23 protein-coding genes and 1 riboswitch are annotated in these 26,307 nt (G+C 58.8%); of the genes, 8 read left to right on the top strand and 15 right to left on the bottom strand.

The genetic code is table 11. The annotated features are described in order from the left end of the window. Positions 1–180 precede the first annotated feature (180 nt). Positions 181–2,265 (top strand): M13 family metallopeptidase, encoded by a 2,085-nt coding sequence (locus tag JYB85_RS18435; protein WP_207380455.1) that lies wholly within the window; start codon positions 181–183, stop codon positions 2,263–2,265. A gap of 126 nt (positions 2,266–2,391) precedes the next feature. Here JYB85_RS18435 and JYB85_RS18430 read toward each other — a convergent pair whose 3' ends face one another. Both JYB85_RS18430 and JYB85_RS18425 read right to left on the bottom strand, forming a co-directional pair. Further along, on the bottom strand, positions 2,392–3,330 hold the full coding sequence (locus tag JYB85_RS18430; RefSeq protein WP_207380454.1) for a pirin family protein: 939 nt from the start codon (positions 3,328–3,330) through the stop codon (positions 2,392–2,394). Positions 3,331–3,402: 72 nt separating this feature from the next. After that, the gene (locus tag JYB85_RS18425) at positions 3,403–4,251 is read right to left on the bottom strand and encodes a DMT family transporter (RefSeq protein WP_207380453.1); all 849 of its coding nucleotides are present in this window, start codon (positions 4,249–4,251) and stop codon (positions 3,403–3,405) included. A gap of 159 nt (positions 4,252–4,410) precedes the next feature. On the opposite strand from JYB85_RS18425, the gene JYB85_RS18420 reads away from it, so the two are divergent. The 4 genes from JYB85_RS18420 (at position 4,411) to JYB85_RS18405 (ending at position 12,239) form a co-directional block, all read left to right on the top strand. Next, positions 4,411–4,806, top strand: a complete 396-nt coding sequence (locus tag JYB85_RS18420; RefSeq protein ID WP_207380452.1) for a VOC family protein — start codon at positions 4,411–4,413, stop codon at positions 4,804–4,806. Positions 4,807–4,884: 78 nt separating this feature from the next. After that, a complete protein-coding gene (locus JYB85_RS18415) occupies positions 4,885–7,791 on the top strand; it encodes a DUF2339 domain-containing protein (protein WP_207380451.1) in 2,907 nt (968 codons plus the stop codon). A gap of 163 nt (positions 7,792–7,954) precedes the next feature. Then, positions 7,955–11,287 carry a TIM-barrel domain-containing protein gene (locus JYB85_RS18410; RefSeq protein WP_207380450.1) on the top strand — a complete coding sequence of 1,111 codons (3,333 nt, stop codon included), beginning with the start codon at positions 7,955–7,957 and terminating at the stop codon, positions 11,285–11,287. A gap of 133 nt (positions 11,288–11,420) precedes the next feature. After that, positions 11,421–12,239 (top strand): substrate-binding periplasmic protein, encoded by an 819-nt coding sequence (locus tag JYB85_RS18405; RefSeq protein ID WP_207380449.1) that lies wholly within the window; start codon positions 11,421–11,423, stop codon positions 12,237–12,239. On the opposite strand, the gene JYB85_RS18400 is transcribed toward JYB85_RS18405, so the two are convergent. Beyond that, positions 12,236–12,394 carry a DUF2986 domain-containing protein gene (locus JYB85_RS18400; RefSeq protein ID WP_207380448.1) on the bottom strand — a complete coding sequence of 53 codons (159 nt, stop codon included), beginning with the start codon at positions 12,392–12,394 and terminating at the stop codon, positions 12,236–12,238. The genes JYB85_RS18405 and JYB85_RS18400 overlap by 4 nt on opposite strands. Positions 12,395–12,453: 59 nt before the next feature. Next, a complete protein-coding gene (locus JYB85_RS18395) occupies positions 12,454–12,621 on the bottom strand; it encodes a YqaE/Pmp3 family membrane protein (RefSeq protein ID WP_207380447.1) in 168 nt (55 codons plus the stop codon). Positions 12,622–12,769: 148 nt separating this feature from the next. Between JYB85_RS18395 and JYB85_RS18390 the strand changes: the two genes are divergently transcribed. After that, a complete protein-coding gene (locus tag JYB85_RS18390; RefSeq protein ID WP_207380446.1) occupies positions 12,770–13,960 on the top strand; it encodes a GGDEF domain-containing protein in 1,191 nt (396 codons plus the stop codon). Here the strand turns inward: JYB85_RS18390 and JYB85_RS18385 are convergent. From JYB85_RS18385 to moaA, 11 genes are all read right to left on the bottom strand, one after another. Then, entirely contained in the window at positions 13,931–14,602 is a 672-nt protein-coding gene (locus tag JYB85_RS18385) for a TIGR01621 family pseudouridine synthase (RefSeq protein ID WP_207380445.1), read from the bottom strand. The two genes, JYB85_RS18390 and JYB85_RS18385, sit on opposite strands and share 30 nt — an antisense overlap. Before the next feature lie 8 nt (positions 14,603–14,610). Continuing rightward, positions 14,611–15,873: a sensor histidine kinase gene (locus tag JYB85_RS18380; protein ID WP_207382138.1), complete on the bottom strand. Its 1,263-nt coding sequence runs from the start codon at positions 15,871–15,873 to the stop codon at positions 14,611–14,613. A gap of 49 nt (positions 15,874–15,922) precedes the next feature. Further along, the gene (locus tag JYB85_RS18375) at positions 15,923–16,600 is read right to left on the bottom strand and encodes a response regulator transcription factor (RefSeq protein ID WP_207321351.1); all 678 of its coding nucleotides are present in this window, start codon (positions 16,598–16,600) and stop codon (positions 15,923–15,925) included. 14 nt (positions 16,601–16,614) lie between these two features. Then, entirely contained in the window at positions 16,615–17,151 is a 537-nt protein-coding gene (locus JYB85_RS18370) for a PepSY domain-containing protein (RefSeq protein ID WP_207380444.1), read from the bottom strand. 186 nt (positions 17,152–17,337) lie between these two features. Beyond that, a complete protein-coding gene (locus tag JYB85_RS18365) occupies positions 17,338–18,438 on the bottom strand; it encodes an ABC transporter ATP-binding protein (protein WP_207380443.1) in 1,101 nt (366 codons plus the stop codon). A 21-nt stretch (positions 18,439–18,459) separates the two neighbouring features. Continuing rightward, positions 18,460–19,137, bottom strand: coding sequence for a molybdate ABC transporter permease subunit (modB, locus tag JYB85_RS18360; RefSeq protein WP_207380442.1), 678 nt, complete (start codon positions 19,135–19,137; stop codon positions 18,460–18,462). After that, positions 19,137–19,898 (bottom strand): molybdate ABC transporter substrate-binding protein, encoded by a 762-nt coding sequence (gene modA, locus JYB85_RS18355; protein WP_207380441.1) that lies wholly within the window; start codon positions 19,896–19,898, stop codon positions 19,137–19,139. Before modA ends, modB begins: the two co-directional genes overlap by 1 nt. Continuing rightward, positions 19,895–20,428 (bottom strand): molybdopterin synthase catalytic subunit MoaE, encoded by a 534-nt coding sequence (gene moaE, locus JYB85_RS18350; protein WP_207380440.1) that lies wholly within the window; start codon positions 20,426–20,428, stop codon positions 19,895–19,897. The genes modA and moaE overlap by 4 nt, the downstream gene beginning before the upstream one ends. Position 20,429: 1 nt before the next feature. Continuing rightward, positions 20,430–20,678, bottom strand: a complete 249-nt coding sequence (gene moaD / locus JYB85_RS18345; protein WP_207380439.1) for a molybdopterin synthase sulfur carrier subunit — start codon at positions 20,676–20,678, stop codon at positions 20,430–20,432. 4 nt (positions 20,679–20,682) lie between these two features. Continuing rightward, positions 20,683–21,156 carry a cyclic pyranopterin monophosphate synthase MoaC gene (moaC, locus tag JYB85_RS18340; protein WP_207321345.1) on the bottom strand — a complete coding sequence of 158 codons (474 nt, stop codon included), beginning with the start codon at positions 21,154–21,156 and terminating at the stop codon, positions 20,683–20,685. A gap of 21 nt (positions 21,157–21,177) precedes the next feature. Further along, positions 21,178–22,158: a GTP 3',8-cyclase MoaA gene (gene moaA, locus JYB85_RS18335; protein WP_207380438.1), complete on the bottom strand. Its 981-nt coding sequence runs from the start codon at positions 22,156–22,158 to the stop codon at positions 21,178–21,180. Beyond that, positions 22,146–22,282, bottom strand: a riboswitch (molybdenum cofactor riboswitch). It overlaps the preceding gene by 13 nt. A 230-nt stretch (positions 22,283–22,512) precedes the next feature. Here moaA and JYB85_RS18330 point away from each other — a divergent pair. Together JYB85_RS18330 and JYB85_RS18325 are read left to right on the top strand one after the other, a co-directional pair. Continuing rightward, positions 22,513–24,162 carry an electron transfer flavoprotein-ubiquinone oxidoreductase gene (locus JYB85_RS18330; protein WP_207380437.1) on the top strand — a complete coding sequence of 550 codons (1,650 nt, stop codon included), beginning with the start codon at positions 22,513–22,515 and terminating at the stop codon, positions 24,160–24,162. 208 nt (positions 24,163–24,370) lie between these two features. Next, on the top strand, positions 24,371–26,287 hold the full coding sequence (locus tag JYB85_RS18325) for a methyl-accepting chemotaxis protein (protein WP_207380436.1): 1,917 nt from the start codon (positions 24,371–24,373) through the stop codon (positions 26,285–26,287). The last annotated feature ends 20 nt before the right edge of the window (positions 26,288–26,307 follow it).

Raw genomic sequence — 26,307 nt, 5'->3', positions numbered from 1 at the left:
AAGGGTTTTCTTGAGATTGGGGCTTTTGGCAGTAACGAGATTTATTAGGTACTGCCAATAGCTTGGGAATTGAATAATTGTGGGAATGTCTTGCGGTTGTTATATGGAAATGGAGTAGACTTTTCTGCGTTGTCGATTCTTGCAATATAAGTTGAAATATAACGATAAAAGGAACTACAGATGTTGAACCGTATCGCAGCTGCTTTGCTGACAGGCGCAGCAGTATTGGGGGGCGTAGCTGCCATCCCAAGCCAGGCACAAACGCCTGTGAATGCCATGGCCAGTCAAAGCCTGGTGGGCATTAATTTGCAGGCCATGGATTTATCGAAAAAGCCCGGGGACGACTTTTATAACTATGCCAACGGCGAGTGGATGAAAACCACCAAGATCCCCGATGACCGCTCCAGCACTGGTGCCTTCCTGGTGGCCTTCCTTGAGACAGAAAAGCACAAGGCTGAGCTTATCGATGCGCTGGTCAAAGCCAAACATGCGCCCGGCAGTGATGCAGCCCGCATCGCGGATTTTTATCATGCTTATCTGGACACGACCGCCATCGATGCCGCCGGTATGAAGCCGGTGCAGGCCGATCTGGCCCGCTTTGCTGCCATCAGCAACAAGGCCGAGCTGTCGGCAGCCCTGGGCGCCAACCTGCGCGCCGATGTGGACCCACTCAATGCCACCAATTACTTCACCGAAAACCTGTTCGGGATCTTCGTGACCCAGGGCCTGTCAACGCCGGGCGAAGTCTTGCCCTACATGTTGCAGGGTGGTCTGGGTCTGCCGGAGCGGGAATACTATCTCTCCGACGCCCCCAAGATGCAGGAGATCCGCACCGCCTACCAGGCTTATATCGCCAAATTGCTGCAGACCGCGGGTATGGAGGATGCCGAGGCCCGTGCCAAACGGATTTATGCCCTGGAGCTGAAGATTGCCGAGGCCCATGTCAGCCGCGAAGACAGCGAGGACTTCAGCAAGTCCTCCGCCATCTGGAGCCGTGCCGACTTTGATGCCAAGGCACCCGGTATCGACTGGCAGACCTTTATGACGGCGGCGCAGCTGGGCAAAGAGGGGCGCTTTGCCGCCTATCACGCTCCGGCCATCACGGCCCTGTCGGCACTGGTGGCGTCCGAGCCACTGCAATCCTGGCAGGATTGGCTGGCATTCCATCAGATCAACAGCCATGCAGACGTGCTGCCTACGGCTGTGGATCAGGCCCACTTTGACTTCTATGGCACCACCCTGTCGGGTACCCCACAACAGCGCAGTCGTGACAAGCGTGCCCTCAGCGCCCTGGATGACTATTTGGGCGATGCTGTCGGCAAGGCCTATGTGGACAAGTATTTCCCTGCCTCGGCCAAGGCCAAGGTCAGCGACATGACCAAGCAGATCATCGCTGCCTTCCACAACCGGGTCGAACACATTGACTGGATGGCGCCTGCCACTAAACAGGAAGCCCTGGCCAAGGTTGCTTCCCTGGTGGTGAGTGTGGGTTATCCCGACAACTGGCGCGACTACGGCCACTATAAGGTCAAGGCCGGCAGTGCCTATGCCAACCAAATTGCCGGACAGCAGGCGGAATACGCCCATCAGCTGGCCAAGATTGGCCAACCCCAGGACAAGGGCGAATGGTGGATGACGGCTCAGATAGTGAACGCGGTCAACCTGCCGGTGCAAAACGCGCTCAACTTCCCGGCGGGCATATTGCAGTCGCCCTTCTTTGATGCCAATGCCGATGATGCCTACAACTATGGCGCCATAGGCGCGGTTATCGGCCACGAAATCAGCCACAGCTTCGACAACAACGGTGCGGCCTTCGACAGCACAGGAGCCATGCGCAACTGGTGGACCCAGGAAGATTTCGAACATTTTGCCCGGCAGGGTGATGCCCTTGCGGCACAGTTCGACGCTTACCAGCCGTTCCCGGATCTGCATGTGAACGGCAAGCTGACCCTGGGAGAGAACATTGCCGATGTAGCCGGTCTGGCAGCCGCCTACGACGCTTACCGTGCCTCCCTCAAAGGCAAGGAAGCACCGGTGATCGACGGTTTCAGCGGCGATCAGCGTTTCTTCATTGGCTATGCCCAGACTTGGGCCACCAAGATGCGCGAGCCGGCCATGCGCCAGCGTATCGCCACCGATGGCCATGCACCCGGCAACTACCGTGCCCTGACGGTGCGTAACCTGGATGCCTGGTACCAGGCCTTCAACGTCAAGCCCGGTGATGCCCTGTATCTGGCGCCCGAGGACAGGGTCAAGATTTGGTAATCCTTGGATTCACCCTTTAAAAAAGACCGCCTTGATGGCGGTCTTTTACTAGCTATCTCCTTACACATGTTTCTGCCTGTGCATGTTTGGGCCTGCACATGTTTTGGCCTGTGCATAGGGGGGGCGTTACCAGGGCAACGGCGGTGGAATCAGCCGTTTGCCCCGATAACCCGGCACTGTGCCAAAGCGCGGATCTTCGGTCAGCCACTGGGCCTGGGCTTCGGCGATTTCATCCTTGCTGTGGCCGACAAAATTCCACCAGATGCTGACCGCATCGCTTAAGGGCTCGCCACCCAAGAGCAGCAGGCGGCAACCCGGTTGCAGCTCCAGCTCGACACAGTCCCGCCCCAATCCCAGATAGGCCAGCTGATTGTCGCTGAACGCCTCATCATCGACGCTGAATTGGCCCTCCATCGGCATCAGGCCGTATTCGAATCCGGGTTGCAAAGGCAGCGACAAGCTGACCGGCGTTTCTGCCGTGGAGGGCAGATACAGATCCATACCGAGGATCGGGGAAAAGTGCAGCACGGGGGCCTGGTGTTCCAGCCATTGACCGGTCAGCAGGGTAAATTCGACCCCGGCCTCGGTCCAGCGCGGCAGTGTGGGGTAATGATCGAAGCGTGGTTGGGTATCCTTGTGGGCCAGAGGCAAGGCAATCCACAGTTGGGCCGCGTGTACCCGGCGATGACCCGGCACGGCTTCTTCGGTGTGGGCTATGCCATAGCCGGCGGTCATCAGGTTGACCTGACCCGGGCTTATAACCTGGGCGCTGCCCAGGCTGTCGTGGTGCAATATTTCCCCCTCCAGCATCCAGGTGAAGGTTTGCAGCCCTATATGGGGGTGAGGACCCACGTCCAGCGCCGGGCCATCGGTGACCGGGCCTATATGGTCGAGGAAGCACCAGGGGCCAATCAGGCGCCTGTCCTTCTGCGGTATGGCGCGGGCCACGGGAATACCACCCACATCGCCGATCCTCGGCAGGATGCGCTGAATTTGCCTGCGTCCCTCGTTACTGGGGCACTCTCTTGGGCCGCCATAAAATTGCGGGGATTGACGTTCACTCATGCTGACTCCGGTTTGACAGGGGATAACTTTAGCCTTGCTCAAAGCTGCGCTATTGGCAAATACCCGCTGGATTCAGGATTTGCTTGCCGTCCTGGCCAGAATGACCAGCAGTATGCCGCCGAGGATGGCGATGCTTGCCAGTACCAGTCTCAGGCTCAGGGATTCCCCCAGAAAAACTATGCCGCCGAGGGATGCCAGCACGGGCACGCTCAGCTGTACGCTGGCGGCGGTACTGGCTTTGAGTTCGGGCAGTACCCGGTACCAGATGGCATAGCCTATTCCTGATGCCAGGGCGCCGGAGGCCAGGGCGTATCCTATGCCGGGGTAATCCCAAGAAGTGTCGCCGGGCCAGATAAGGCTGAACAGCAGAGCGGGGACCAGGGCATAGAGAAAATTTCCGGCGTTAACCCGCAGCGGATCGCCACCTTTGCGGCCCCGCAAGGAATAGATGCCCCAGGCGATGCCCGCGCTGAGCATCAGCAGCGCGCCCACCAGTGGCGGCGCTGCCAGCCCAGGCAGCAAGAGTCCGACAAGGCCGCCAAAGGCCAGTACCAGTCCCAGCCATTGGTACAACGTCAGGCGCTCACCACGTACCAGCCCCACTCCTATCATGGTGAATTGCACCGCGCCGAACAGGATCAAGGCCCCCATGGCGGTGCTCAGTTGCAGATAAGACAGGGAAAAGCCGGCGGCATACACCCACAGTGCCAGGCCGGAAAGCCAATTGCCGCGCCCCGGGGCACCTTGCCTGTTCAGTCTGGCTATCAGTCCCAGCATCAGGGCGCCGGACATCAGCCTGAGGCTGGTAAAACTGGCGGCATCTATGCTGGTTTGACTCAGGGCGGCACGGCACAACAGCGAATTGCCGGCAAAGGCACACAGGGTCAGCAGGGTGAGCAGGGTTAAACGCAGGGACGGCATTGGGACTCCGGGATCAGGCGTCATGGGATCATGGGTAACGGTTCAAGTATAGATATTGCATCTTTGCCCAAGGTCTGCGAGGTTTGCCTGCATAATGAATTTCAACCTATTATGGCGTTGGATACCCCAGGTAAATTTTTGTTATCCAAAGGAATGAACATGATAGATCACTTAAGCAGCTATGCTACAGACTATGAAGTTACCAAGGCTTTTTATCAGGCCGCGCTGGCTCCCCTTGGCTATCCCTTGGTGCTGGAAGAGGTGGCCCATTGGAACCCCGATTGGCCTACCCAGCGCATGTGCGCTTTCGGTCCGGACGGCAGACCGGTGTTCTGGGTGATTGAAAGCAGTGAGGCTGCAACCCCCAGACATACCGCCTTTGCGGCCCGTGATCGGGCAGCCGTGAGCGACTTTTATCATGCGGCCCTGGCTGCCGGCGGTAAGGATAACGGCGCCCCAGGGCAAAGGCCCCAGTACCATCAGCACTATTTTGGCGCCTTTGTGCTTGACCCCGATGGCAATAATGTTGAGGCCGTGTGTCATTTGCCCGGCTAGTGGCGTGGCGGCACGGTTTTGTGTATATCGGGGTAAGGCCACTATTGGCAGGCAGAATCTAAAGCAAATGGGCGGGCTATGAAGTCAACGGAAGGGACGTCAGCGGCACAACTGCAGCAGTTGCTGCGGGAGTTGCAAATACTCAAGCAGCAAGAGCAGGAGCGGCATTTACAGACCGAGCTGCGCCTGGCGGCGCTGGAGGATCAGCTGGCGCAGTTACTGCTCCGGGGCGAGGACTCGGTGCCCGAGGCGCGAGCCCAGGCGATGGGCCCTGCAACCGCCTCTCCCTGGCACAAGGCAGAACCTCAGGAGGCCGCGGTATCGGCTCAGGTAACGCCAGCTCACCCGCAAACCGCGAAAAGGGCACCAGGCTGGAGTCAAAAGGCCGGGGCGGCGCTGGCCACCGGCCTTGCAGGACTCCTTGGCCCCCTGGCCGGACTCCTGGGGCAAGCGCAGGATTTTTACCGCCATTACCAGTCAAAGGGTCAGGGGCCGGTATTTCTGATGACAGTGGCCGGCATCATCGCCATGACCCTGGGCTTTGGTTATCTGTTGCAGTATTCCCTCGACAATTGGCTGTCGGATGCGGGCAAGGCGTTGCTGGGTTTTGCCTGTGCCAACGCCATCCTGGGGCTGGGTGTTTGGCTCAGGCGACGACAACCCGCGGTGGCCGATTTTGGCTCGGCCCTGGTGGGGCTGGGACTTGTCATCAATTATCTCTGCGGCTACTTTGTCGGCCCCTATTACGGGCTTATCCCCGACAGCCTGAGCTATCTGTTGTTGCTCGCTATCACCCTGGGCGGTTATTGGCTGGCGCTGCGATTGGAGGCGCGGGTCATCAGCATAGTGGCCCTCTTGGGCGGCTCATTGGCGCCGCTGATGTTATTGCCCGGCAGCCAGGCACCGCTGATGTATCTTCCTTATCTGCTGCTCCTGGGGCTGGGTTCGGTGGCCTTGTGCCAGCGGCTGCGCTGGCCGCTGTTGCTGGAAACCACGGCCGTGCTGCACATGGCCTGCATTGAAGTGCTGGGATTCTATCTCGACCTCCCCTTGGTGGCAGGTACCATGGGCTGGTTGGCCCTTTTGTGCCTGCATGGCATTTTCTATCTTTATGGCGCTTCGACCCTGTGGCTCTTTGGCCGAAATGGCTTAAGCCACAGGCTGTTGGCGCTGCCGGCGGCCTTGCTGGCCTTTATGATCTACAGTCTGGGGAGTTTCTCCGAATTTCCCGGCCAATGGCTGGCGTTCAATGGGCTGATCCTGTCCCTGGCCGGCTGGCGACTGAGGGGCTTCAGGCATCTGTGTTGGTTTGGCGCCGCCGCGTTGGCGGGTTTTGCCGCCCTCTATCTGCTCAGCGATGAACAACTGGGGCTGGTATTGCTGTTTGAGGCCCTGCTGTTGCTGTATCTCGGATGCCGTGAGCGCCAGGTATCGCTGCGACTGGAATCCATCGCCTTGCTGTTGCTGGGACTGGGCATCAATTGCCCTCCCTGGCTGGAATTGCTGGTCGGGGGCGCTTTTTCCTTTGATTTGCCGTTTATCGCCTGGTGGTTGAGCACAGCGGCCCTTTATCTTGCGGCACGCATGCTGGCGGGGCCGGCAACGCCCGGCACACTTGAAGCCCGCTTGCTGACCCTGGTCAGGGAACTGGCCAATCTGTGCTTGGTGTTGGCGCTGCTGGGAAGCGCCTATCTGCTGGTGCAGGAATACTCTGTGCTTTTGGTTATGCCCCTGGGGTTGGCACTGCTTTACCTTGCTAAACGCTGGCAATTGCGCGGCAGTGAAATGCTTGCCTGGGTGCTGCAACTTTTACCCGCCCTGGTGGTGCTGCAAGGCATAGTTGTCAGTGGCAGTGTCCATTTCAGCGCCCAGCCCCTGTATGCGCAACTGGCGCGGATCTTCCTGTTCCTTGGTCTGCTGGGCGCCTGGTATGGCTACCGGCGCCTGTATCCCAAGGGCAGGATGAAGAAGCTGGCCTGGTATGCCCGTTTGCTGACCTTGTTCCTGTTGCCCTTGCTGCCGTTACCCAAGGTGGTGGTCAGTTATGTGGCCTGGTTGGCGCCGGCACTCTGGGCTGTGGCGGCCTTGGCCCTGATCATTGGCCGTCGTTTCCGTCATCCCCTGCTCAGGCGTGAGGCCGAGGTGTTGCTATGGTTGGCCATTCTGACCACGGCGGTTGAGTGTCTGCAGCAGCGTTGGCAGGGCTTGCTGGCCCTGACCATGGGCGCTGTCTGGCTTGGCGCCCTGGTGCTCAGATTCGGCCGCCTTCCCTGGTTGTGGCAACAGGGCTGCCGCCTGGGCTGGCAATTGGCGCCCTTCTACGGCGCCCTGGTGGTGGCCGTGATTGCGCACAGCATTGAAGGCTATTACAGCCATACCATTGCCCTCAGTTCCCTGGCGGTGGCGAGCTATTTTTATTGGCTGTTGCAGGGGACTCCGGCGGCATCCCTAAGGCCCAATTACGGCCTGGCCCTGGGCGGATTTTTTGCCGCCGCTCTCTTGCCCTGGTTGGCCTGGCTCCCGGTGGATACCCGGGGTGTCGATCCCTGGTTACTCGGGCTGGCGCAACTGACTTGTCTGGCCCTGATGTGGCAGGCACAAGTTCGCAGGCTGAGAGCCTTGCGGCGCTGGCACCGGCAGTTGCCCTCCCGCTGGCGGCCCATGGGCTGGCATGGTCTGTTGCTGCTGACCTATCTGCCCCTGTCGCTGACCCTGGGAGGTGCATTGGCTGCCGGGCTCAGTGCCTTGCTGATGGTGTGCCACGGTTGTTGGCTGATGTTCCTCAGCCTCAAACCCGCCAATCAGTCGCTGTTGCGCCTGGCGGGTGGCATCTTTGCCCTGGCCTGTCTCAAGCTGCTGTTGTTGGATATGGCCTCGGCCTCCCTGTTGCAGAAAATAGTGGTGTTTATGCTGATCGGCGCCATTTTGCTGGCCGTGGCCTTCTTCTTCCAGAAAGCCCGCAATCGTGTTTTGAATCTGGAGTAAGCAATCCCGGCCGGGTGGCCGGGAATTCTCCCCTCATCCATCTTAAGTGGTTTTGTTTGTTTTCGTTTTGTCGATGTTTTCTTTTGTTTGCTTTTGTTTTATGGTGGTTGTTCCTTTGTGAAGCCGTATTCACCGTAACCCTACAAGATCTCCGAGGAAGAAAATGCCCAAGCCGTTTCCCCTTTTCGCCCTGCGCTGCCATCCCACAGCCCTGGCGCTGGCTGCCATTATGTACTGTGGCCAGGGTCTGGCAGCCCCGGTAGGGGCGCTCACAGGTGTGGAACCAGGCGTGAGTCAACTCACTCTGACCACGGATAACCGGACTAAACTGCAAATCGATGTGCTTAAACCCAGCCTGCTGCGCATTCAGGCGGGAGCCGGTGGCGAGTTGAGTGATGAAGGCAGCAAGGCCGCCGCCATAGTGGTGAAGCGCGACTACCAACCTGTGGCTTTTGAACTGAGCGATCAGGGTCAATACCAGTTATTGACGACCTCGGCGCTGGCGCTGCGGATCTACAAGCAACCGCTGCGTTTTGCCCTGTATAGGGCCGACAATCGCACCCTGATCACCGAGGAAGTGCAAAGTCTGGAGCTGAACCAGGACAGCACGGTACAAACCCTGAGTGCAGACGCTGATGAGTTTTTCTACGGTGGGGGCCAGCAGAACGGTGCCTTTGAGTTCAGGGGCAAGAGTCTGGAGATTTCCTATTCTGGCGGCTGGGAAGAGGGCGACAGGCCCAGTCCGGCGCCGTTTTTCATGTCCAGCAAGGGCTACGGTATTTTGCGCAACACCTGGAGTGATGGCAGCTATGACTTCCGTGGCGCAGATTACCTGCGCTTGGCGCACCAGGAAGGGCGTTTTGACGCCTATATCTTCGCCCCCGGCAGCATACAGCAGGTGTTGGCCGACTATACCGAACTGACCGGCCGTGCCCGCTTGATCCCCCGCTGGGCCTTCGAATATGGCGATGCCGATTGTTATAACGATGGCGACAATATCAAGAAGCCAGGCACGGTGCCCGAGGGCTGGAGTGATGGCCCAACGGGTACCACTCCGGATGTGATAGCTTCGGTCGCCAAAAAGTATCGCGAGCATGACATGCCCGGTGGTTGGATTTTGCCAAACGACGGCTATGGTTGTGGTTATACCGATCTGCCCGAGGTGGTCTCCGGCCTGGCCCAATATGGTTTCCATACCGGCCTTTGGACCGAAAATGGGGTGGACAAGATTGCCTGGGAAGTGGGTAGTGCGGGCAGTCGGGCCCAGAAACTCGACGTGGCCTGGACCGGCCAGGGCTACCAGTTTGCCCTGGATGCCAACCAGGCAGCGGCCGAAGGCATACTCAACAATTCGGATTCCCGGCCCTTCCTCTGGACCGTGATGGGCTGGGCGGGGATTCAGCGTTATGCGGTGACCTGGACCGGCGATCAGTCCGCCAGCTGGGATTATATCCGCTGGCATATTCCCACCCTGATAGGTTCGGGTCTCTCTGGTCAGGCCTACGCCACCGGTGACGTGGATGCCATTTTTGGTGGCAGTCCGGAGACCTTTACCCGGGATCTGCAGTGGAAGTCATTCACGCCTGTGCTGATGGGCATGTCCGGCTGGTCCAAGGCGGCCCGCAAACATCCCTGGTGGTATGACGAGCCCTATCGCAGCATCAACCGGGACTACCTCAAGCTCAAGATGCGCTTGATGCCCTATATGTACACCACGGCCTGGGAGACGGAGCAGACGGGGGCACCCATAGTGCGTGGCCTGATGTGGGATCACGCCACAGGCGCCGAGACCCTGACCGAGGCACACAAATATCAGTTCCTGGTGGGCAAGGATCTTTTGGTGGCGCCGGTGTTTCGCTCGCAGGTCGCCAGCAAGGGGTGGCGCGAGGATGTGTTTCTGCCAAAGGGCCAGTGGATAGATTACTGGGATGGCCGGGTGGTGGAAGCGCCCGATGAGGGGCTCAGCCTGGACTATCAGGTTGATCTCAAAACCCTGCCGCTGTTTGTCCGCGGCGGTGCCATTCTGCCCATGTATCCCGAATCCCTGTATGACGGTGAGAAGCCCAAGGATGTGCTGACCCTGGATATCTACCCCTGGGGCGAGTCCGAGTACCAAATGTATGAAGATGACGGTAGCAGCCGCCGCTATCGGGTGGGGGAATTCAGCCAGCAGCGTTTCGCGGTCAAGGCGCCCGAAGGCGTGGCCGGTGACATAGAGGTCCACATTGAAGCTGCCCAGGGCAGTTTTCAGGGGCAGGAGTCGCAGCGGGCGTACGAGCTGATGATCCACAGCCGGGTCAAGCCTGAGGCCGTAACCCTGGATGGTGCCAAACTCAAGCTGTTCAAGGATGCCAAGGCCCTGGCCAAGGCGCGCAGTGGCTGGACCTACAGCGAGGAAAAGTACGGCACTGTGCTGGTCAAAACAGACAGGGTGTCCATCCGCGACAATCTGGTGCTGCAGCTTGCCATAGACGCCGCCGCGACCCTGGCCACCACAGCCGGTTATCCTGCTGCGCCCGAACTTGGTAACGAGCTGGCTGCCGATAGCTTGTTGGTGCTGGGACGACCCGCCGAGGAGTCCGGCCATCCACTGGAGAACGCCTTTGACGGCAATCCGGATACCTGGTTCCGCACCAAGCGGGATCAGTCCCAGAAGACAGGTGCCCATGAGTTCACCCTGGCCCTGGGCGAGCGGCGGCTGATCGCCGGCTTCGAGATTGCACCTCGCAATGACAAGCATTGGGAATATGGGCAAGTGGCCGACTATGAGGTTTATCTGGGCGACAATAACGGCGAGTGGGGGGAACCTGTCGCCAAGGGACGATTGGCCAAGTCACAGCAATTGCAAAAGGTGGAATTCCCGGCCAAGCCAGGCAGTTTGTTGAGGTTCAGGGTGCTCAGTACCCAGGATCAGGCCGAAGCCGATCCCATGGTCACCGCCGCCAAGGACACCGCCAAGGCCTATAACGCTTTGCTGCCAAAACAGGTGTCACCCATCACCATTTCTGAGTTCAGGGTGTTGCAACAGTCCGAACCCAAGACGGCCAGAACCCAGTTGTTCCTTGCTGAGCAATCGCCGCTTCGCAGCGACAATGCCCTGGGGCCGGTGGAGCTTAACCTTGCCAATGGCGGGCGTAAGAGCGGTGATGGTGCCCAGATGTCAATGAATGGATTGAAGTTCAGCAAGGGATTGGGTGTGTCCCACAGCAGTCGCATCGACTATCGCCTGAGTGGCCAGTGGCAATTGCTGCGGGCCGATCTGGGGATAGATGACAGCTGTCGCAGCAAGGGCGGAATGCAGTTCCAAATTTGGGGTGATGACAGGCTGTTGTATGACTCGGGGCTGGTACAGGCCCCTGCCGTGGTCAAACCCGAGCTGGATATCCGCGGCGTGAGTCTGCTTAGCCTGCGTACTACCGGTGGCAGTCCGGGCGTGTGTGGCAACTGGGCCAACGCATCCGTATTGGGCTTTCCTGCGGTTCCCGGTCAGCTATAGGGATTGTCATTCACCACAAAAACAGCCGCCGGATGTGCGGCTGTTTTTTTGTCTGTGCCAAAGATGTGTGTCTGGCTGTGTATAACCGGACTGTAGGGCCTAGACTTGAAAAAAGGCCGGTTGCGGACGATGAATGATGAAATTGTGGTGGGCGTTGGTGGCATTGCTGGGGGTCTGTGCCCAGGTCTGGGGGGCCGACCCGGACATTGATGCCATTTCGCCGCCCAACCCTCCGGATACCCGGCCGACCTTCGTTGTCGGGGTGCAAAATTTTTATTATCCACCCCATTACTTTATGCAAAATGGGCGCTACTCGGGCTTTGGTCGCGATGTGCTCGACCTCTTTGCCCAACAGCAAAATTACCGCTTTGTGTACCTGGCCGAACCCTATATCCGCACCGTGAAAGATCTGTTCAATGGCCGGGTCGACTTTCAGTATCCGGATAATCCCCAATGGCTTATCGATATGAAGGCCGATAAAGCCCTGGTGTACAGTGCCGGGGTGGTGGGCTATGTCGATGGTATCAGCCGCCACAGCGGTGATGTGGGCAAGCCGCTGGACAGCCTCAAGCGCATGGCCATGCCCATTGGCTGGACCGCGGTGCACTATGTGCCCAGGGTAGCCAGCGGGCAATTGGAAATACTTGAGGTTTCCTCGGTGGAGGCCGTGATTGCCATGTTGCTGCGACAGCGGGTCGATGGGGTTTATCTGAATGCCGATGTGGTGCGGGCGCACTTTATGGCGCTGGGCAAGGACAAGCTAGTGCAGTTCGACCCGGCTTTACCCTACTCAAGTGGTGAATTCAGCCTGTCGACCATCAAACATCCGGCCATTATTGCCCAGTTCGATCGCTTTTTGCTGGAACAGGCCGATGCCGTAGCGGAACTCAAACGTCGTTATCAGTTCAAATATGAGCAGATCCCGGCGCCGGGGAAGGAGTCGGAAAACTAATCGGCCTGGGGCAATGGTGCCGCATCGGCTTCTGCAGCGAGTCGTGCGCGCTCGGCCTTGGAGATATAGGCCGGCTTATTGCTGCTATGCAGTTTGGCATTGGCTTTTTTGGCCTTGGCCTTGAGGGTTTGGTTGATTTTCTTTTTGCGGTTCATCTTGCCTCCGGTGTGGAGCCGGGATTATAGCAGCGGCCCAACACCGGGGTGAACTGGATTCAGTCGCGGTTCACGACCCACAGGGCATGCAATATACCGGGGATGTAAAATGCAAAGCAGAGAATGATATTGATCAGTAGATCTTTACCTGTACCGGCCTTGAGAAACACCGCCAAAGGTGGCAGGAACAAAGCAATGATAACGAGCAGTAATTTATTGGTGTCCATGGTATTTCTCCTTTTTATTGGGACCATGGCAGTAACTTGGCAGCCTTTGCGCTTTACGGCAAGCAGAATTATTGGCCGCTTTGCAATTTTGCTGACAGGGTAACAATCCTGTGCAATCTTTAACGGAATCAGCACAAAAGGTTCGGTGATGGATATTCAGGCGCAGACCCTGTTCAGGGTTATCATCTTACTTTTGGCCACGGCGTCTCTTGCCTGGACTGTTATGGCTTATCCTCTGCGAATTGCCCCCCGTGCCAGCTGGCGCTATGCCGGTTCCTATGCCCTGATGATCCTGGGGTTACTTCTTGCTGGACAGCGTCAGCCAGAGGCAAGTTATCTTTATTGGTTTTCTGCCGATGTCTTGGTACTGAGCGGGCTGTTGTGTTTGCGTTGGGGAACCCTGCAATTGTTCCATTTGGATTCGGGCATAAAGCTCGATGTCCTGGTTTTGCTGTGCATTGCCGGTTTGATGTTGCTGGTGCCGCCATCTGCCGAGTCTTTGCTGTATCTGGGCAGCCTGTTCTCCTTGGCCGCGGCCTGGTTATTGTGGCGCCTGGCGCAGGCCAATATCGAAGGTTTACGCATCAGTATGTCTTCGCTGAGAGCAATACTATTTGTCAGCCCCATCATACTGGCAAGCCTGTCGTTTGTGGTCCGGCTGGGGGTGATCCTGTGGTTCGGTCAACAGGGGGTACGCTTTGTGTCCCTGGATACTGCCGAGGCCGTACCTATGCTGTGGTTTTACCTGATTCTGACCTTGGTCATCAGCATCATTACCATAATCAACGCCATTACCCGTTTGGTGACCAAGATCCGTTACCTGGCAGACAGGGATTTGCTGACCGGCCTGTGGAACAGGCGCAGCAGTGTCGGCAAACATGAACGCCTGCACCAAGCCTGGGAAAGGGGTGAGGCCCCTGTCTACAGCCTGATCCTGATGGATCTCGACCATTTCAAGCAGGTAAACGACACCTATGGCCACCTTGCCGGTGATGAGGCGCTGCGGCAGACGGCCCTGTTATTGCAGCGCGAATGCCGCCGGGATGACGTGTTGTGTCGCTTCGGTGGTGAGGAGTTTTTATTGCTGCTGCCCAATACCGATGCCCGCCGGGTGCGCGAGCTGGCGGAGACGTTGCGCCAGGTATTGATGCAAAATCCGCTGCGCTGGAAAGATCAGCTGATCCCACTCAGCGGCAGTTTTGGTTGCGCCACCGTCCGTGGTGGCTTGATGCCGACCGAGCTGCTTGAGACCGCCGATCGTGCGCTCTATCAGGCCAAGGACGCCGGCCGCAATTGCATTGGCCCCGAGTCAAACCGGCCAATCGAGGCCGGTGGCTGAAAACCAGGCTCCCTGCAGCTGCTCGGTGACCTGTGGCAACAGAAACTCCTGCCCCTGCTCTGGGGGACAGCGAAAAAGGTAATCCGTGCCGCGGAAGTTGAAGTTGAGTTCATAGGCATGCAAATAGCCGCGATCCGCTGCCGCGCCGCCGTAGAGGCTGTCACCCAGAATCGGTACCCCCAGACTGGCCAGGGCCACCCGCAGCTGGTGGGTTTTGCCTGTCAGCGGTTTCAACAGGTATAAGCGCAGGCCCTCGGCCACTGAATGGGAAAAGAACTGGGTGATGGCAGGATTGTCCAGGGTGCGGGTCAGCTTGTATTGACTGCGACGGGACTTGGCCATGTCCCCGGCGATACGACCTTGTTTCTTCTTGGGTTTCCCTTGTGCCAGTGCCAGGTAATATTTCTGTACCCTGTGCTGGCTGAACAGCTCGGTAAAGTCGCGGGCAGCATCGGACGACTTGGCCAGCAGCAACAGGCCTGAGGTCAGGGTATCGAGTCTGTGTACCGGATACAGCTTGAGCCCCAACTGCTGTTCGGCCGTGGCCACCACCCCGGCAGTGCCGTCCTGGCTGTGGAAATGCACGCCGGCATGCTTGTTGATGACCAAAAAGTCACTTTGCTCGCTGATGACTGTGAACATTAGGCCTCTCAGGGCTGAAATTGGATTCGCACCACCAGCCCGGGATCATTGTCCAGCAGACTGATAGTGGCATTGTGGCGCGATAATATCGCTTTTACCATGGACAGACCAAGGCCCGTGCCCTGCTGATTGCGGCTGGGGTCGAGCCGGACCAGGCGTTCAAACACCCGCTCCTTGGCTTCATCGGGAATGCCGGGGCCGTTGTCGCGGATCTCCAATACCGGCCCCTGCTGGACCAGCTCAATGTGGGCGCCGTGGCCGGCATATTTAATGGCGTTGTCCACCAGATTGAACAGCGCCTGGAACAGCAGGTGTTTATCGCCGGATAACTGGTATTCCCGCCCCAGGGACAGACTCAATTGCTGCTCCTGTTCCTCCGCCAGCACTCCCGCCATTTCCACCAGATCCTGGCACAGCTGCTGCAGGCTCAGGGGCTGCAGATCCAATTGCTGCTTACCTTCTTCAATGCGGGTCAGGGACAACATGGCATCGAAGGTGGCCAGGCAGTGGTCCAGCTCTTCTATCAAACCATCACAGGCCTCGGCTCTGGCTTCGGGCTCTTGATCCTTGAGCTGTTCCAGGCCGATACGCAGGTGCGACAACGGTGTGCGCAGGTCGTGGGCTATGTTGTCCGTGACGCCGCGGACCGCATTGAGATTGTGCTCCAAGGTATCGAGTACCCGGTTGAACTGGCCCGCCAGCATGTCAAATTCGTCCTGGCGCCAACTGATGGGCAAACGGGTGTCATACTGGCCCCGCTCGATACGGATGGCCAGGCGGTTGTACTGCACCAAACGCCGCAAAATGGCCTTGGAGAACAGTAAACCCAAGGCCAGGGTCAGCACTATGGTCAGGGCCACGGCGGTAGCGGCGGCACGGATAAATTTTTTGATCAGCGCCGCCAGATGGTCGGTGCGGGTGGCGATAAGCACAGGACCGTAGGCGGTCACGGCCAGGCCGCCGGTCAGTATGTGCAGCCTGTCCGGGCCACCTGTGAGTATGGGAAAGTCCACCGTTTGCGGCAACAGCGGAATATCTTCCGGGATCAGGCTCAGGGCGCCGATAAGATCGGCACTGTTACGCCAGGCCACCAGGGCAGTGCGCGGATCCGCCGCGCGGACCTGGGCGGCAAAACTGCGCCTGTCGACATTCAGCGCCAGTTGCTGGTAGCGCTGCATTTCCCCCATCAGGCGCTGTTGCACCTGATTCTGCTGTTCGGTTACCAGTTGGCGGTAGAGGGCGAACAGCAGGATGCTGATGATTAGGGTCACCAGCACTGAGAAGGTCAAAGTAATGCCCCAGATGGAGCTTTGGTGAGGCTTAATGCCTTTGACGAAGACGATAACCGGCTCCTCTGACGGTTTCTATCAGCTCGCCGTGGCCCAGTTCTTCAAACTTGCGCCTCAACTTGGCAATGTGCACGTCGATGACATTGGTGCGGGGATCGAAGTGGTAGTCCCACACGGCCTCGAACAACAAGGTGCGGCTGATCACCTGATTGGGATGCTCCATCAGGTACTTGAGCAGCTGAAATTCCTTGGGTTGCAGCAGCAGCTCTTCGCCATCAAGGGTGACACAGCGGGCCAGCAGATCCATGGTCAGCGGGCCGCACTGCAACTGGGTTTGCAGCGGTTGGGATTGGCCGCGGGAGATCAATATTTCGCTGCGCACCAGCAACTCGGAAAAGGCGAACGGCTTGGTCATGTAATCGTCGCCACCGGCGCGCAGTCCCTTTACCCGCTCGTCCACATGGGCCAGGGCGGAGAGGATAAGCACCGGGGTTTGATTGCCTGTGGCCCGCAGTGCGGCAAGGATTTTCAGGCCATCAAGGCCCGGCAACATGCGATCGAGGATTATGAGGTCGTGATTGCCCGAGGTGGCCAGCAACAATCCCTGCTGGCCATCGTTGACGGCCTCAATATTGTGACCCTGTTCGGTGAATCCCTTGACTATGTAGTCGGCTGTGGTCAGGTCGTCCTCGACCAAGAGGATTTTCATGGCTACTCCTTGTCTTACTCCCAGGTCAGCATGGGCAGGGGTTTGAGCTTGTTGATGTCGAATGCCAGCTTGCGTTTGCCGTTCTCATCCATCAGTTTGAACTCCAGGTAGCTGATACCGAGATCGTGCTCCAGCTGCGCCTCAATCAGTTTGCCCTGTTGCTCCTGAACCGCCAGGGTGACCAAAGCCGAGAAGCTCAGCTCCTTTTGCTGCAGTAACTTGACCGCGGCCAGTTCATCCTGATCGTCGGCCTCCAGTTTGTTGACCTTTTGCAGCAACAGCTTACCGTCGCTGGCCCTAAGGGTCAGCTCGGTCAGGCTGTTTTCCGCTGGATTGATAAGGTCGAACTCATAATGCAGTTCGCCGTCATCGAAATCTATATCGAACTGGCTGATGATCCCCGACTGTTCGGTTTCGATTTCGGCCATCAGCACCAGAGGGTCCTTGGGATTTCCAGCCCCCAGGCTGTCATAAAGCGGATTGGCAGCCTGGGCCAGGCCCGATCCCAGGAATGATGCACCCAGGAATGATGCATATAGGCACAACCTCATTTTATCCTCCATCGACACCCACCCTTCGGCAGCTTGTCATTAATCTCAGACAGTGGTCCAGTATACTGGTTGGTGGCTGAAGTGCCGATGGAATTCAGATTAAGTTTTGATCATCCAATCAAGGATATGGAAGATTTGTGACTGCTTCGACGCCATATCCGTGAACCAGTGTCAGCCTCTACCGGTTCAGGACTCCAGTATGTGCAGCAAATCGGGTCTGAGGTGCACCAGAGTCTTCACCCCGGCCGACAATCCCAGACGCCGTGCCAGGTGCAGGGGCACCTCAGTTGCCAGACTGGCATCACAGCCGGAAATACTGGCCTCCAGGCGCAATGAGTCACCCAGGGGCAGGGCCGTGTCTATGCTCAGTGGCAGCTCGTTGCCCTGCGCTTTGTTATGTCCCGGCGCCAGTGCGCTGAAACGTATGCCCTGATTGGGAATAAGCCAACGCACCCGGCTGCCCTCTGCCCTGTGACTGCCGTTGGCACAAAACAGCCGCTGATCACCGAAGCCCAACCAACAGCCGTCCTTTTCATTGGCGAGTACCTGGCCATCAAAGATGTTGCGCAGTCCCAACTGACGGGCCACTGCCTCGGTTCTGGGGCGGGCAAACACCTCTTGCGGTGGCCCCTGTTGCAACAGCTGACCCTGGCTCAGCAGCAACATGCGGTCCGCCAGCAGCAGGGCTTCATTAAGGTCATGGGTCACCAGGATCACCGGAATGGCAAGCTCCTGGCGCAGGCGGGCCAGCTCCAGATACAGGCGTTCGCGGGTCTCCCTGTCCACCGCCGAGAAGGGCTCGTCGAGCAGTAGCACCGAAGGTTCCCGGGCCAGTGCGCGGGCGAGGGCCACCCTTTGCTTTTGGCCACCGGACAACTGGGCCGGCAAGCGCTTATCCAAACCCTGCAGATTGACCCGCTCCAGTGCCGCCCTGGCCCGGTGCAGCCGCTCGGCCTTGGGCAAATGGTCCAGGCCCGCCAACACATTCTCCAAGGCCGTGAGCCTGGGAAACAGGCCGAAATGCTGGGGAACATAGCCTATATGGCGTTGCTGGGGACTCAGGGCCAGCCTTTGCTCGCTGTCGAACCAGGTGCGCGGGCCATGGCAAATGCGCCCCTGCTGGGGATGGTTGAGACCGGCGATCATTCTGAGCAAGGTGCTCTTGCCGCCACCGGAGGGGCCCACCACCGCCAGCACCTCGCCGGCGCGGCAGCCGAACTCGGCTTCCAGCCTGATGCCGGTTTGTTGGGATATACGCACCTGCAAGTCGGCGATGATCTGGCTCATGGCTGTGAACTCACTCCGGCATCAGCGATGGTCGCCATCCTGGCCTCCCAGGCGCCGCGACAGGCTGGTGGTAATCGCCAGGGCGGCAATGGCAAACAGCAATAACAGCAGGGACATGATCCCGGCGGCGTCGAAATTAAAGGCCTGCACATTATCATAAATGGCGATGGAAACGGTTTTGGTTTCACCGGCAATATTGCCGCCCATCATCAATACCACCCCAAACTCGCCCAGCACGTGGGAAAAGCACAGCACCAGCGCCGTTAACAGGCCTGGGACTATCATGGGCAGCTCGATGCGCCAGAAGATCTTCAGCGCCGGCATGCCGCAGCAGGCGGCCGCGTCGCGCACCTCCTTGGGAATGGCTTCAAAGGCGCGCTGCAAGGGTTGCAGGGCAAAGGGAATATTCACCAGCACAGAGGCCAGCACCAGGCCGGAAAAATGAAAAACCAGTTCCAACCCAAACCAGTTTTTGAGCCAGCTGCCCAGCAGGCTCTGGTTACCGAAACCCACCAACAGGTAATAGCCCACTACCGTGGGTGGCAGCACCAGGGGCACCAACATCAGCGCCTCCACCATGCTGCGGCCGCGAAAGCGCGTGAAGGCCAGCCAGCGGGCGGCTAGGGTGGCCAGTGGCAGCAGGATAAGCAAGGTCACCAGCGCCAGCTTGACCGACAGTGTCAGGGCCTGCCAATCCATTAAGGCTGCTCCGGCAGGGCAAAGCCAAAGTCGGCAAAGGCGCGTCTGGCCGGCTCACTTTGCAGGTAAGCGTAAAATGTCTGTGCTCCCCGGCCTGCGCCCGGTAGCAGTACCATACGCTGGGCTAGCGGGGCGTGGCTTGAGAGCGGCAATGCCAGCACCCGGGCCCTTTGTTTGAATGCCGGTGCCTGGCTCAGGGACAGGGCCACTATGCCGCCCTGGGCCGATCCGCCAAGGGCGAACTGGGCCGCCTGGGACACGTTTTCCCCCAGCACCAGCTTGGGTTGCAGCGCTTGCCACAGGCCCTTTTGCTCAAGCAGGGTGCGGGCGCGTTCGCCATAGGGGGCCAGTTCGGGATTGGCGATGGCAAAGCGCTGTAATTGACCCGAAGTCAGCAGTTGCTTGAGTCCATCGAAATTGTCATCCAGCTGCAGCGGTGATTCCTTGGCCGCCACCAACGCCAGACGGCCATAGGCGTATATCACACCGTCATTGTCTGTGATGCCCTGTTGGCGCAGACGCAGCACATAGGCTTCATCGGCGCTGAGGAACAGTTCAAAGGGGGCACCGTGGCTGAGTTGGGTGGCGAAATTACCGGAGGAGCCAAAGCTCAGTCGCAGCTTGTGGCCCGAGCTGTGTTCAAAGTCGGTGGCTATCTGTTCCAGGGCAAACTTAAGGTTGGCGGCTGCGGCCACGGTAATGGTCTCGGCCCGCAGCGGCAGCGCCAGCAGCGTCAAACAGAGCGCCAGCCATGGCCTCATGCCTCTTTCTCCACGGAAGAGTGCTCCGAAGACGAGTGCTCCAAAGAAGAGTGCTCTGTAGATTGCTGTGCCGATGTCCAGGCTTCGGCCGCCTGGGCGTCGCTGTCCCTGGCGTCTATCCAGCGTCGTCCCTGTTGCCCTTGCTCCAGTTTCCAGAAGGGGGCGCGGGTCTTGAGAAAATCGATCAGAAATTCACAGGCATCGAAGGCGGCCTTGCGGTGGGCGCTGCTGACGCCGATAAACACGATTTGCTCACCCAGTTGCAGACTGCCGACCCTGTGGATCAGGGTCAGGCGATTGAGGGGCCAGCGGCCGCGGGCCTCCTGCGCTATCTGCTGCAGCACCTTTTCCGTCATGCCGGGATAGTGCTCCAGGGTCAGGCCCGTGACCTCTGAGCCATCGTTGAAGTCGCGCACCTTGCCGACAAAGGTCACCACGGCACCGTCGGCGGGGTCGTCCGCCAGGCGGGCATACTCATGGGCAACGCTGAAATCGCCGCTTTGCACCAGGACAAGGTCTGTGTCTGTCATCTCAGCCTCCGGTCACCGGCGGGAAGAAGGCCACTTCATCGCCATCGGTGAGCTGTGTGTTCCATTGGCACAGGGTTTGATTGACCGCCACCAACAGCTTGTCGGAGCCCAGCACCCGGGCCCACTTGTCGTCCCGCGCCGCCAGTTGTTGGCGCAATGAATCGGCGGTTTCGCCTTCCCGGGCCGGTATCTCAATCCTGTCGGTGCCGAGCAATTCCCGCACCTGCGCAAAAAATAACACTTTTATCATCATCTTATACCTTGAAATGTCCAGACTTGCCGCCGCGTTTTTCAAGCAGCCGTATCGGGCCTATCTGCATGTCCTTCTGCACCGCCTTGCACATATCGTAAATGGTGAGTGCGGCCACCGAGGCTGCGGTCAGCGCCTCCATCTCGACCCCGGTCTTGCCGGCCAGCTTGCAGCGGCTGCTGATCCTGACCCTGTTGTGCTCGGGCTCAGGCTCCAGTTCCACTTCCACCTTGGTCAGCATCAGTGGGTGGCACAGGGGAATGAGGTCGGCGGTCTTCTTGGCGGCCATGATGCCGGCGATGCGGGCAGTGGCAAACACGTCGCCCTTGTGATGGCGACCGCTGAGGATCAGCTCCAGGGTCTCGGGGGCCATGCTGATATAGGCTTCGGCCCTGGCTTCGCGCTCGCTGATATCTTTGTCGGTCACGTCCACCATGTGGGCATGGCCACTGGCGTTGATGTGGGTAAATTGGCTCATGGGTTTCCTTGCAAAAATCGGTTAGCCGCCGATGGAGGCCAGATGTTGGGTGACGCCGGTGAAGCCCTGGTGCAGCAGGTGGGTTTCCCGCTTCAGCAGCAGCTGGCGCTCCAGACGGGCGATAAGCTCCGGCCTTTGTGCGGCGCTTTGCAGCAGATCCCGCAGCTCCAGACCGCCCTCGGTGAACAGACACAGATGCAGCTTGCCCCGGGCCGAGACCCGCAGACGGTTGCAGCTGTCACAGAAGTGCTTCTCGTAGGGCATGATAAGGCCGATGCGGCCCTGGTAATCGGGATGGCTGAAGTTTTGGGCCGGACCGTCCTCGGCGCCGCGGGGATCCAGGGACCATCCTTCGGCCAGCAGACGGTCGCGTATGCTGCTGCCGGGCAGGTGGTGGGCCTGGAAATAGTCCCGGCCCAGACCGGTTTCCATCAGCTCGATAAAGCGCAGATCCAGTGGTGTGTGCTTAATCCAGTGCAGGAAGCGCGGCAGGTCTTGGTCGTTGAGGTTTTTCAGCAACACGGCGTTGATCTTGACCCGCTCGAAGCCCGCTTCCAGCGCCGCGTTAACGCCACGCATCACCTCATCGAAGCGGTTTTCGCCGGTGATCTGGTAGAACATTCTGGGGTCCAGGCTGTCCACCGACACATTGATGCGCCTCAGGCCGGCATCGAACCATTCCCGGGCATGTTTCTCCAGGCGATAACCATTGGTGGTGCAGGCTATGGTGTTGATTGTCTTGGTATCGGCGATTACACGTATGATATCGCTGAAATCCTTGCGCAGCGTGGGCTCGCCGCCGGTGATCCGCACCTTGCGGGTGCCGGCCTCGGCAAAGGCGCCCACCAGATGACTGATTTCATCCAGAGACAGAAAGCCGGGTTTACCGTCCGGGCGGTAGCCGTCGGGCAGGCAATAGCTGCACTTGAAGTTGCAGACGTCGGTCACCGACATCCGCAAATAATGAAATTTGCGGCCGAAATTATCTTGCAGTTGAGACATGGTCACCTTTCCAAGTCGTGGGAGGTAAGGGCATTTCTGCGCTTACCCTGGTGGCGAAATTGCCACGGCTTCAGGTCCATATCTGTGTTGACTTAGGACGGGAAGCTCGGAGAACCGTCACTGCCGATTATAGGCCTAAGGCCCCCCGGCTCCATACCTCTTACGTGTATTTCTTGGCCTGGATCAAAACGCCGTTAACAATTTGTGACAGTGCTCACTCTCAGGCGGAAACTGTAATACACTAGGCGGACCCGGCCCCCCTGTGCCTTGGCGCAATTTTCAGGTAAGGTGGCCACAAACATGAGAAAAACACCCGTTAGCAACGGGGGACAAGTGAAGGAAAGAGGTGAACAGATGGAACGCGAATTCATGGAGTTCGATGTTGTTATCGTCGGTGCAGGCCCTGCCGGATTGGCTGCCGCCTGTCGTTTGATGCAGATCTCCCGTGACGCAGGCAAAGAGATCACTGTGTGCGTGGTGGAAAAAGGCTCGGAAGTGGGGGCCCATATTTTATCCGGCGCCGTGTTTGAGCCCAAGGTGCTGGACGAGCTGTTCAGCGACTGGCGTGACACGGGGGCACCGCTGCTGACGCCTGTGACCGAAGATGAGATCCATCTGCTCAAGTCCGACAGTGCCTCCCGCCAGCTGCCCAATGCCCTGGTGCCCAAGACCATGCACAACCATGGCAACTACATCATCAGCGTCGGCAACCTGGCCCGCTGGCTCGCCGGCCGCGCCGAAGAGCTGGGCGTGGAAATTTTCCCCGGCTTTGCCGCCAGCGAGCTGTTGTTCCATGAAGACGGCAGCGTCAAGGGCATACTGATTGGCGACATGGGTGTCGGTGCCGATGGCCAGCCCAAAGACAGCTACATGCCCGGTATGGAGCTGCACGCTAAGTACACAGTGTTTGCCGAAGGTTGCCGTGGCCACCTGGGTAAGCAGCTGATCGCCAAGTACCACCTCGACAACGGCAAGACGCCGCAACATTACGGCATAGGTTTCAAGGAAATCTGGAAGGTGCCGGCCGACAAGCATCAGCCCGGCAAGGTGGTGCACACAGGTGGTTGGCCTCTGACCCAGGGCGCCTCCGGCGGTGGCTTCCTGTATCACATGGAAGACAACCAGGTGGTGGTGGGTCTGATCATTGACCTTAACTACCAGAACCCGCACCTGAGCCCCTTTGACGAGTTCCAGCGTTACAAGACCCATCCGCTGGTGGCTCAGTATCTGGAAGGTGGTGAGCGCCTGTGCTACGGCGCCCGCGCCATCACCAAGGGCGGTCTCAATGCCCTGCCGAAGATGAGTTTCCCCGGTGGTCTTATCATAGGTTGCGATGCCGGTACCCTGAACTTTGCCAAGATCAAGGGCACCCACACCGCCATGAAGAGCGGCATGCTGGCAGCCGAAACCCTGGCCGAGGCCCTGATGGCCGGTGTGACCGAAGGTAAGGATCTCGACTGCTTCCAGGAGCGTTTCGACCACAGCTGGCTGGCGGATGAACTGTATCGCTCGCGCAACTTCGGTCCGGCGATGCACAAGTTCGGCACCCTGCTCGGCGGCGCCTTCAACTACATAGATCAAAACTGGTTTGGCGGCCGTTGCCCCATCACCTTGCGGGACGAAAAGCCCGACTATGCCCAGATGGGTCTGGCCAGCGATTATCCCAAGATTGAGTATCCCAAGCCCGACGGTAAGCTGAGTTTTGACAAGCTGTCCTCTGTGTACCTGTCGAACACCTTCCACGAGGAAGATCAGCCCTGCCATTTGCGCCTGAAAGACGAGCGCATTCCGGTGGAGGTCAACCTGGCCAGATACGATGAGCCGGCCCAGCGTTATTGCCCGGCCGGGGTGTACGAGATAGTGGAAGAGGCGGGACAACCCAAGTTCGTGATCAACTCGCAAAACTGCATCCACTGCAAGACCTGCGATATCAAGGACCCGAGCCAAAACATTACCTGGGTGACGCCGGAAGGCAGCGGTGGTCCCAACTACCCGAACATGTAAGACTCAGCGCCGGAGCCCAAAACTCCGGCGTTTTTTTGGCTGATTTTTGGCAGCACCCAAAAAATCCACCATAATTCATCGGTCTATCACATATTTCCCGTCGGGACGGGCGGGATCTTTGTGACCCATCACGGCAGGTTGGTCCCATTGTGGCAATACTTGCAGGTTCAGGCATTGGACCAGGCGCTATCCGAGGGCAAAGCACATCATGAATTTGAACAGACTCACCATAAAACAAAAAATCCTGCTGACGGTCGCGCTGGCTATCCTCTTGTCCACCTCCCTGGTGGGGGTACTGAGCCAACGCAGCGCCCGCGACGTGGTTGAACAGCGTATGTTGGACTCGGAAATGCCCAGCCTGATGCTGAGCATACGCAACAAGCTGGAAATGGACATAGTTACCCTGATGAATGCCGCCGAGCAGCTGGCCAACAGCCGCATGTTGCTGCAATGGCTGGAGGCGGACAGGCCCGCGGCCGATGAGCCCAGGGTGGTGGCCCAGCTTAAGGATGTGACCCGCCAGTATGACCTGGTTCAGGCCTCCTATGCCGATCGTCAAACCGCCGCCTATTATACCCAGGATGGCTTTTTACGGATCCTGACCCCGAGTCAGGACGGCTGGTTCTTCGGTTACCGGGACAGCGGTCAGGAACGGATGCTGAACGTGTTTACCGAGGCCAACGGTGAGGTCAAACTCTTTATCAACTATCAGCAACCCTCGGGCCGTGGCCTGGTGGGGCTGGCCAAATCCCTCGATGATATGGTGCGGCTGCTGGCCTCGTTCAAAATAGAGCAGAGCGGCTTTGTGTATTTGGTGGATGCCAGCGGCAAGGTGCAGCTGCACCAGGACAAGAGCAAGATAGGCAAGGCCAATCTGTCCAAGCTGTATCCCGACGCCGACACCAACAAGTTGCTGACAAAAAGTGATTTCAGCCTGCTGCGGGCCGAGGTCGACGGTGAGTCGACCCTGATCGCCAGCAGTTATATTCCGTCCATGGATTGGTACCTGCTGGCCCAGGTACCCGAGGCCGAGGTGTTTGCGCTGTTGTCCGATGCCGTGCTGCACATACTGCTGTGGACCCTGGCCATCGCCGTGGGCTTCGTTATCCTGGGGTCGACCGTGGCCGGCAGCGTCAGCAAGCCCATTGCCAAGGTGGCTGACATGTTCCGCAACATAGGGGAAGGCGAGGGTGATTTACGCCAACGTCTGCCGGTGGAAGGCGAGGATGAAATTGCCGAATTGGCCAAGGGTTTCAACGCCTTTATTGCCAAGATCCAGGATTCGGTACTGGAGGTGGCGCGCACCAGCGAACAACTGGGGCAGTCGGCGCGGGACGTGTCGCGCCAGGCGGGGCAAACCCTCGACGACAGCCATGAGCAGAAAGATCGCACCATGCAGGTGGTGACCGCCATCAATGAGATGGGCGCCACTGTGAATGAGATTGCCGGCAACGCTGCCCAGGCAGCCGATGCCGCCAAGGACGCGGATACCGAATCGGTTGGAGGCCAGCGGGTGGTGACCCAAGCCAGGGATACCATCAACCAGCTGTCACGGGACGTGCAGCAGGTGGGTGAGGTGATTGAATCCCTGGCGACCCATACCAAGTCCATCGGTGGCATTTTGGATGTGATCCGCGCCATTTCTGAGCAGACCAACCTGCTGGCACTGAACGCCGCCATTGAGGCTGCCCGTGCCGGTGAGGCCGGTCGCGGTTTTGCCGTGGTGGCCGATGAGGTGCGTAATCTGGCGTCGCGCACCGCCGCCTCCACCAATGAGGTGCAGGGCATGATTGACAAGCTGCAGGCCGAGGCGACCCGTGCGGTGAATGCCATGTCCCAAAGCCGCAGTCGTTCCCAGGAAGGGGTCAAGGCCGTGGATGAGGCCAGTCAGGTGCTGAGCGGTATCAGCGAGCGCATTGGCCTTATCAGTGACATGAATATCCAGGTGGCGGCGGCCACGGAGGAGCAGTCCACAGTGGTGGAGGACATCAATCGCAACGTGACCGAAATCAACGAGATCACCCAGCGCACCGCGGAGACAGCCCAGGCGGCGGCCCGCGCCAGCCAGGATTTGACCTCTTTGGCGGGACGTCTGGACCAGTTGGTGGCCAAGTTCAAGGTGTAATAAGCGCTTTAACAATCAGC

This window comes from Shewanella sedimentimangrovi, from assembly GCF_017354965.1.
Classification (GTDB): Bacteria; Pseudomonadota; Gammaproteobacteria; order Enterobacterales; family Shewanellaceae; genus Shewanella; species Shewanella cyperi.
The sequence above is the reverse complement of the archived record's forward strand: the minus strand, read 5'-3'. Positions and strand labels throughout refer to the sequence as shown.

Excerpts from the sequence above, each read along its gene's own strand:
- JYB85_RS18435 (WP_207380455.1), top strand. The coding sequence starts at position 181 with ATGTTGAACCGTATCGCAGCTGCTTTGCTGACAGGCGCAGCAGTATTG.
- JYB85_RS18430 (WP_207380454.1), bottom strand. The coding sequence starts at position 3,330 with ATGAGTGAACGTCAATCCCCGCAATTTTATGGCGGCCCAAGAGAGTGC.
- JYB85_RS18425 (WP_207380453.1), bottom strand. The coding sequence starts at position 4,251 with ATGCCGTCCCTGCGTTTAACCCTGCTCACCCTGCTGACCCTGTGTGCC.
- JYB85_RS18420 (WP_207380452.1), top strand. The coding sequence starts at position 4,411 with ATGATAGATCACTTAAGCAGCTATGCTACAGACTATGAAGTTACCAAG.
- JYB85_RS18415 (WP_207380451.1), top strand. The coding sequence starts at position 4,885 with ATGAAGTCAACGGAAGGGACGTCAGCGGCACAACTGCAGCAGTTGCTG.
- JYB85_RS18410 (WP_207380450.1), top strand. The coding sequence starts at position 7,955 with ATGCCCAAGCCGTTTCCCCTTTTCGCCCTGCGCTGCCATCCCACAGCC.
- JYB85_RS18405 (WP_207380449.1), top strand. The coding sequence starts at position 11,421 with ATGATGAAATTGTGGTGGGCGTTGGTGGCATTGCTGGGGGTCTGTGCC.
- JYB85_RS18400 (WP_207380448.1), bottom strand. The coding sequence starts at position 12,394 with ATGAACCGCAAAAAGAAAATCAACCAAACCCTCAAGGCCAAGGCCAAA.
- JYB85_RS18395 (WP_207380447.1), bottom strand. The coding sequence starts at position 12,621 with ATGGACACCAATAAATTACTGCTCGTTATCATTGCTTTGTTCCTGCCA.
- JYB85_RS18390 (WP_207380446.1), top strand. The coding sequence starts at position 12,770 with ATGGATATTCAGGCGCAGACCCTGTTCAGGGTTATCATCTTACTTTTG.
- JYB85_RS18385 (WP_207380445.1), bottom strand. The coding sequence starts at position 14,602 with ATGTTCACAGTCATCAGCGAGCAAAGTGACTTTTTGGTCATCAACAAG.
- JYB85_RS18375 (WP_207321351.1), bottom strand. The coding sequence starts at position 16,600 with ATGAAAATCCTCTTGGTCGAGGACGACCTGACCACAGCCGACTACATA.
- JYB85_RS18370 (WP_207380444.1), bottom strand. The coding sequence starts at position 17,151 with ATGAGGTTGTGCCTATATGCATCATTCCTGGGTGCATCATTCCTGGGA.
- JYB85_RS18365 (WP_207380443.1), bottom strand. The coding sequence starts at position 18,438 with ATGAGCCAGATCATCGCCGACTTGCAGGTGCGTATATCCCAACAAACC.
- modB (WP_207380442.1), bottom strand. The coding sequence starts at position 19,137 with ATGGATTGGCAGGCCCTGACACTGTCGGTCAAGCTGGCGCTGGTGACC.
- modA (WP_207380441.1), bottom strand. The coding sequence starts at position 19,898 with ATGAGGCCATGGCTGGCGCTCTGTTTGACGCTGCTGGCGCTGCCGCTG.
- moaE (WP_207380440.1), bottom strand. The coding sequence starts at position 20,428 with ATGACAGACACAGACCTTGTCCTGGTGCAAAGCGGCGATTTCAGCGTT.
- moaD (WP_207380439.1), bottom strand. The coding sequence starts at position 20,678 with ATGATAAAAGTGTTATTTTTTGCGCAGGTGCGGGAATTGCTCGGCACC.
- moaC (WP_207321345.1), bottom strand. The coding sequence starts at position 21,156 with ATGAGCCAATTTACCCACATCAACGCCAGTGGCCATGCCCACATGGTG.
- moaA (WP_207380438.1), bottom strand. The coding sequence starts at position 22,158 with ATGTCTCAACTGCAAGATAATTTCGGCCGCAAATTTCATTATTTGCGG.
- JYB85_RS18330 (WP_207380437.1), top strand. The coding sequence starts at position 22,513 with ATGGAACGCGAATTCATGGAGTTCGATGTTGTTATCGTCGGTGCAGGC.
- JYB85_RS18325 (WP_207380436.1), top strand. The coding sequence starts at position 24,371 with ATGAATTTGAACAGACTCACCATAAAACAAAAAATCCTGCTGACGGTC.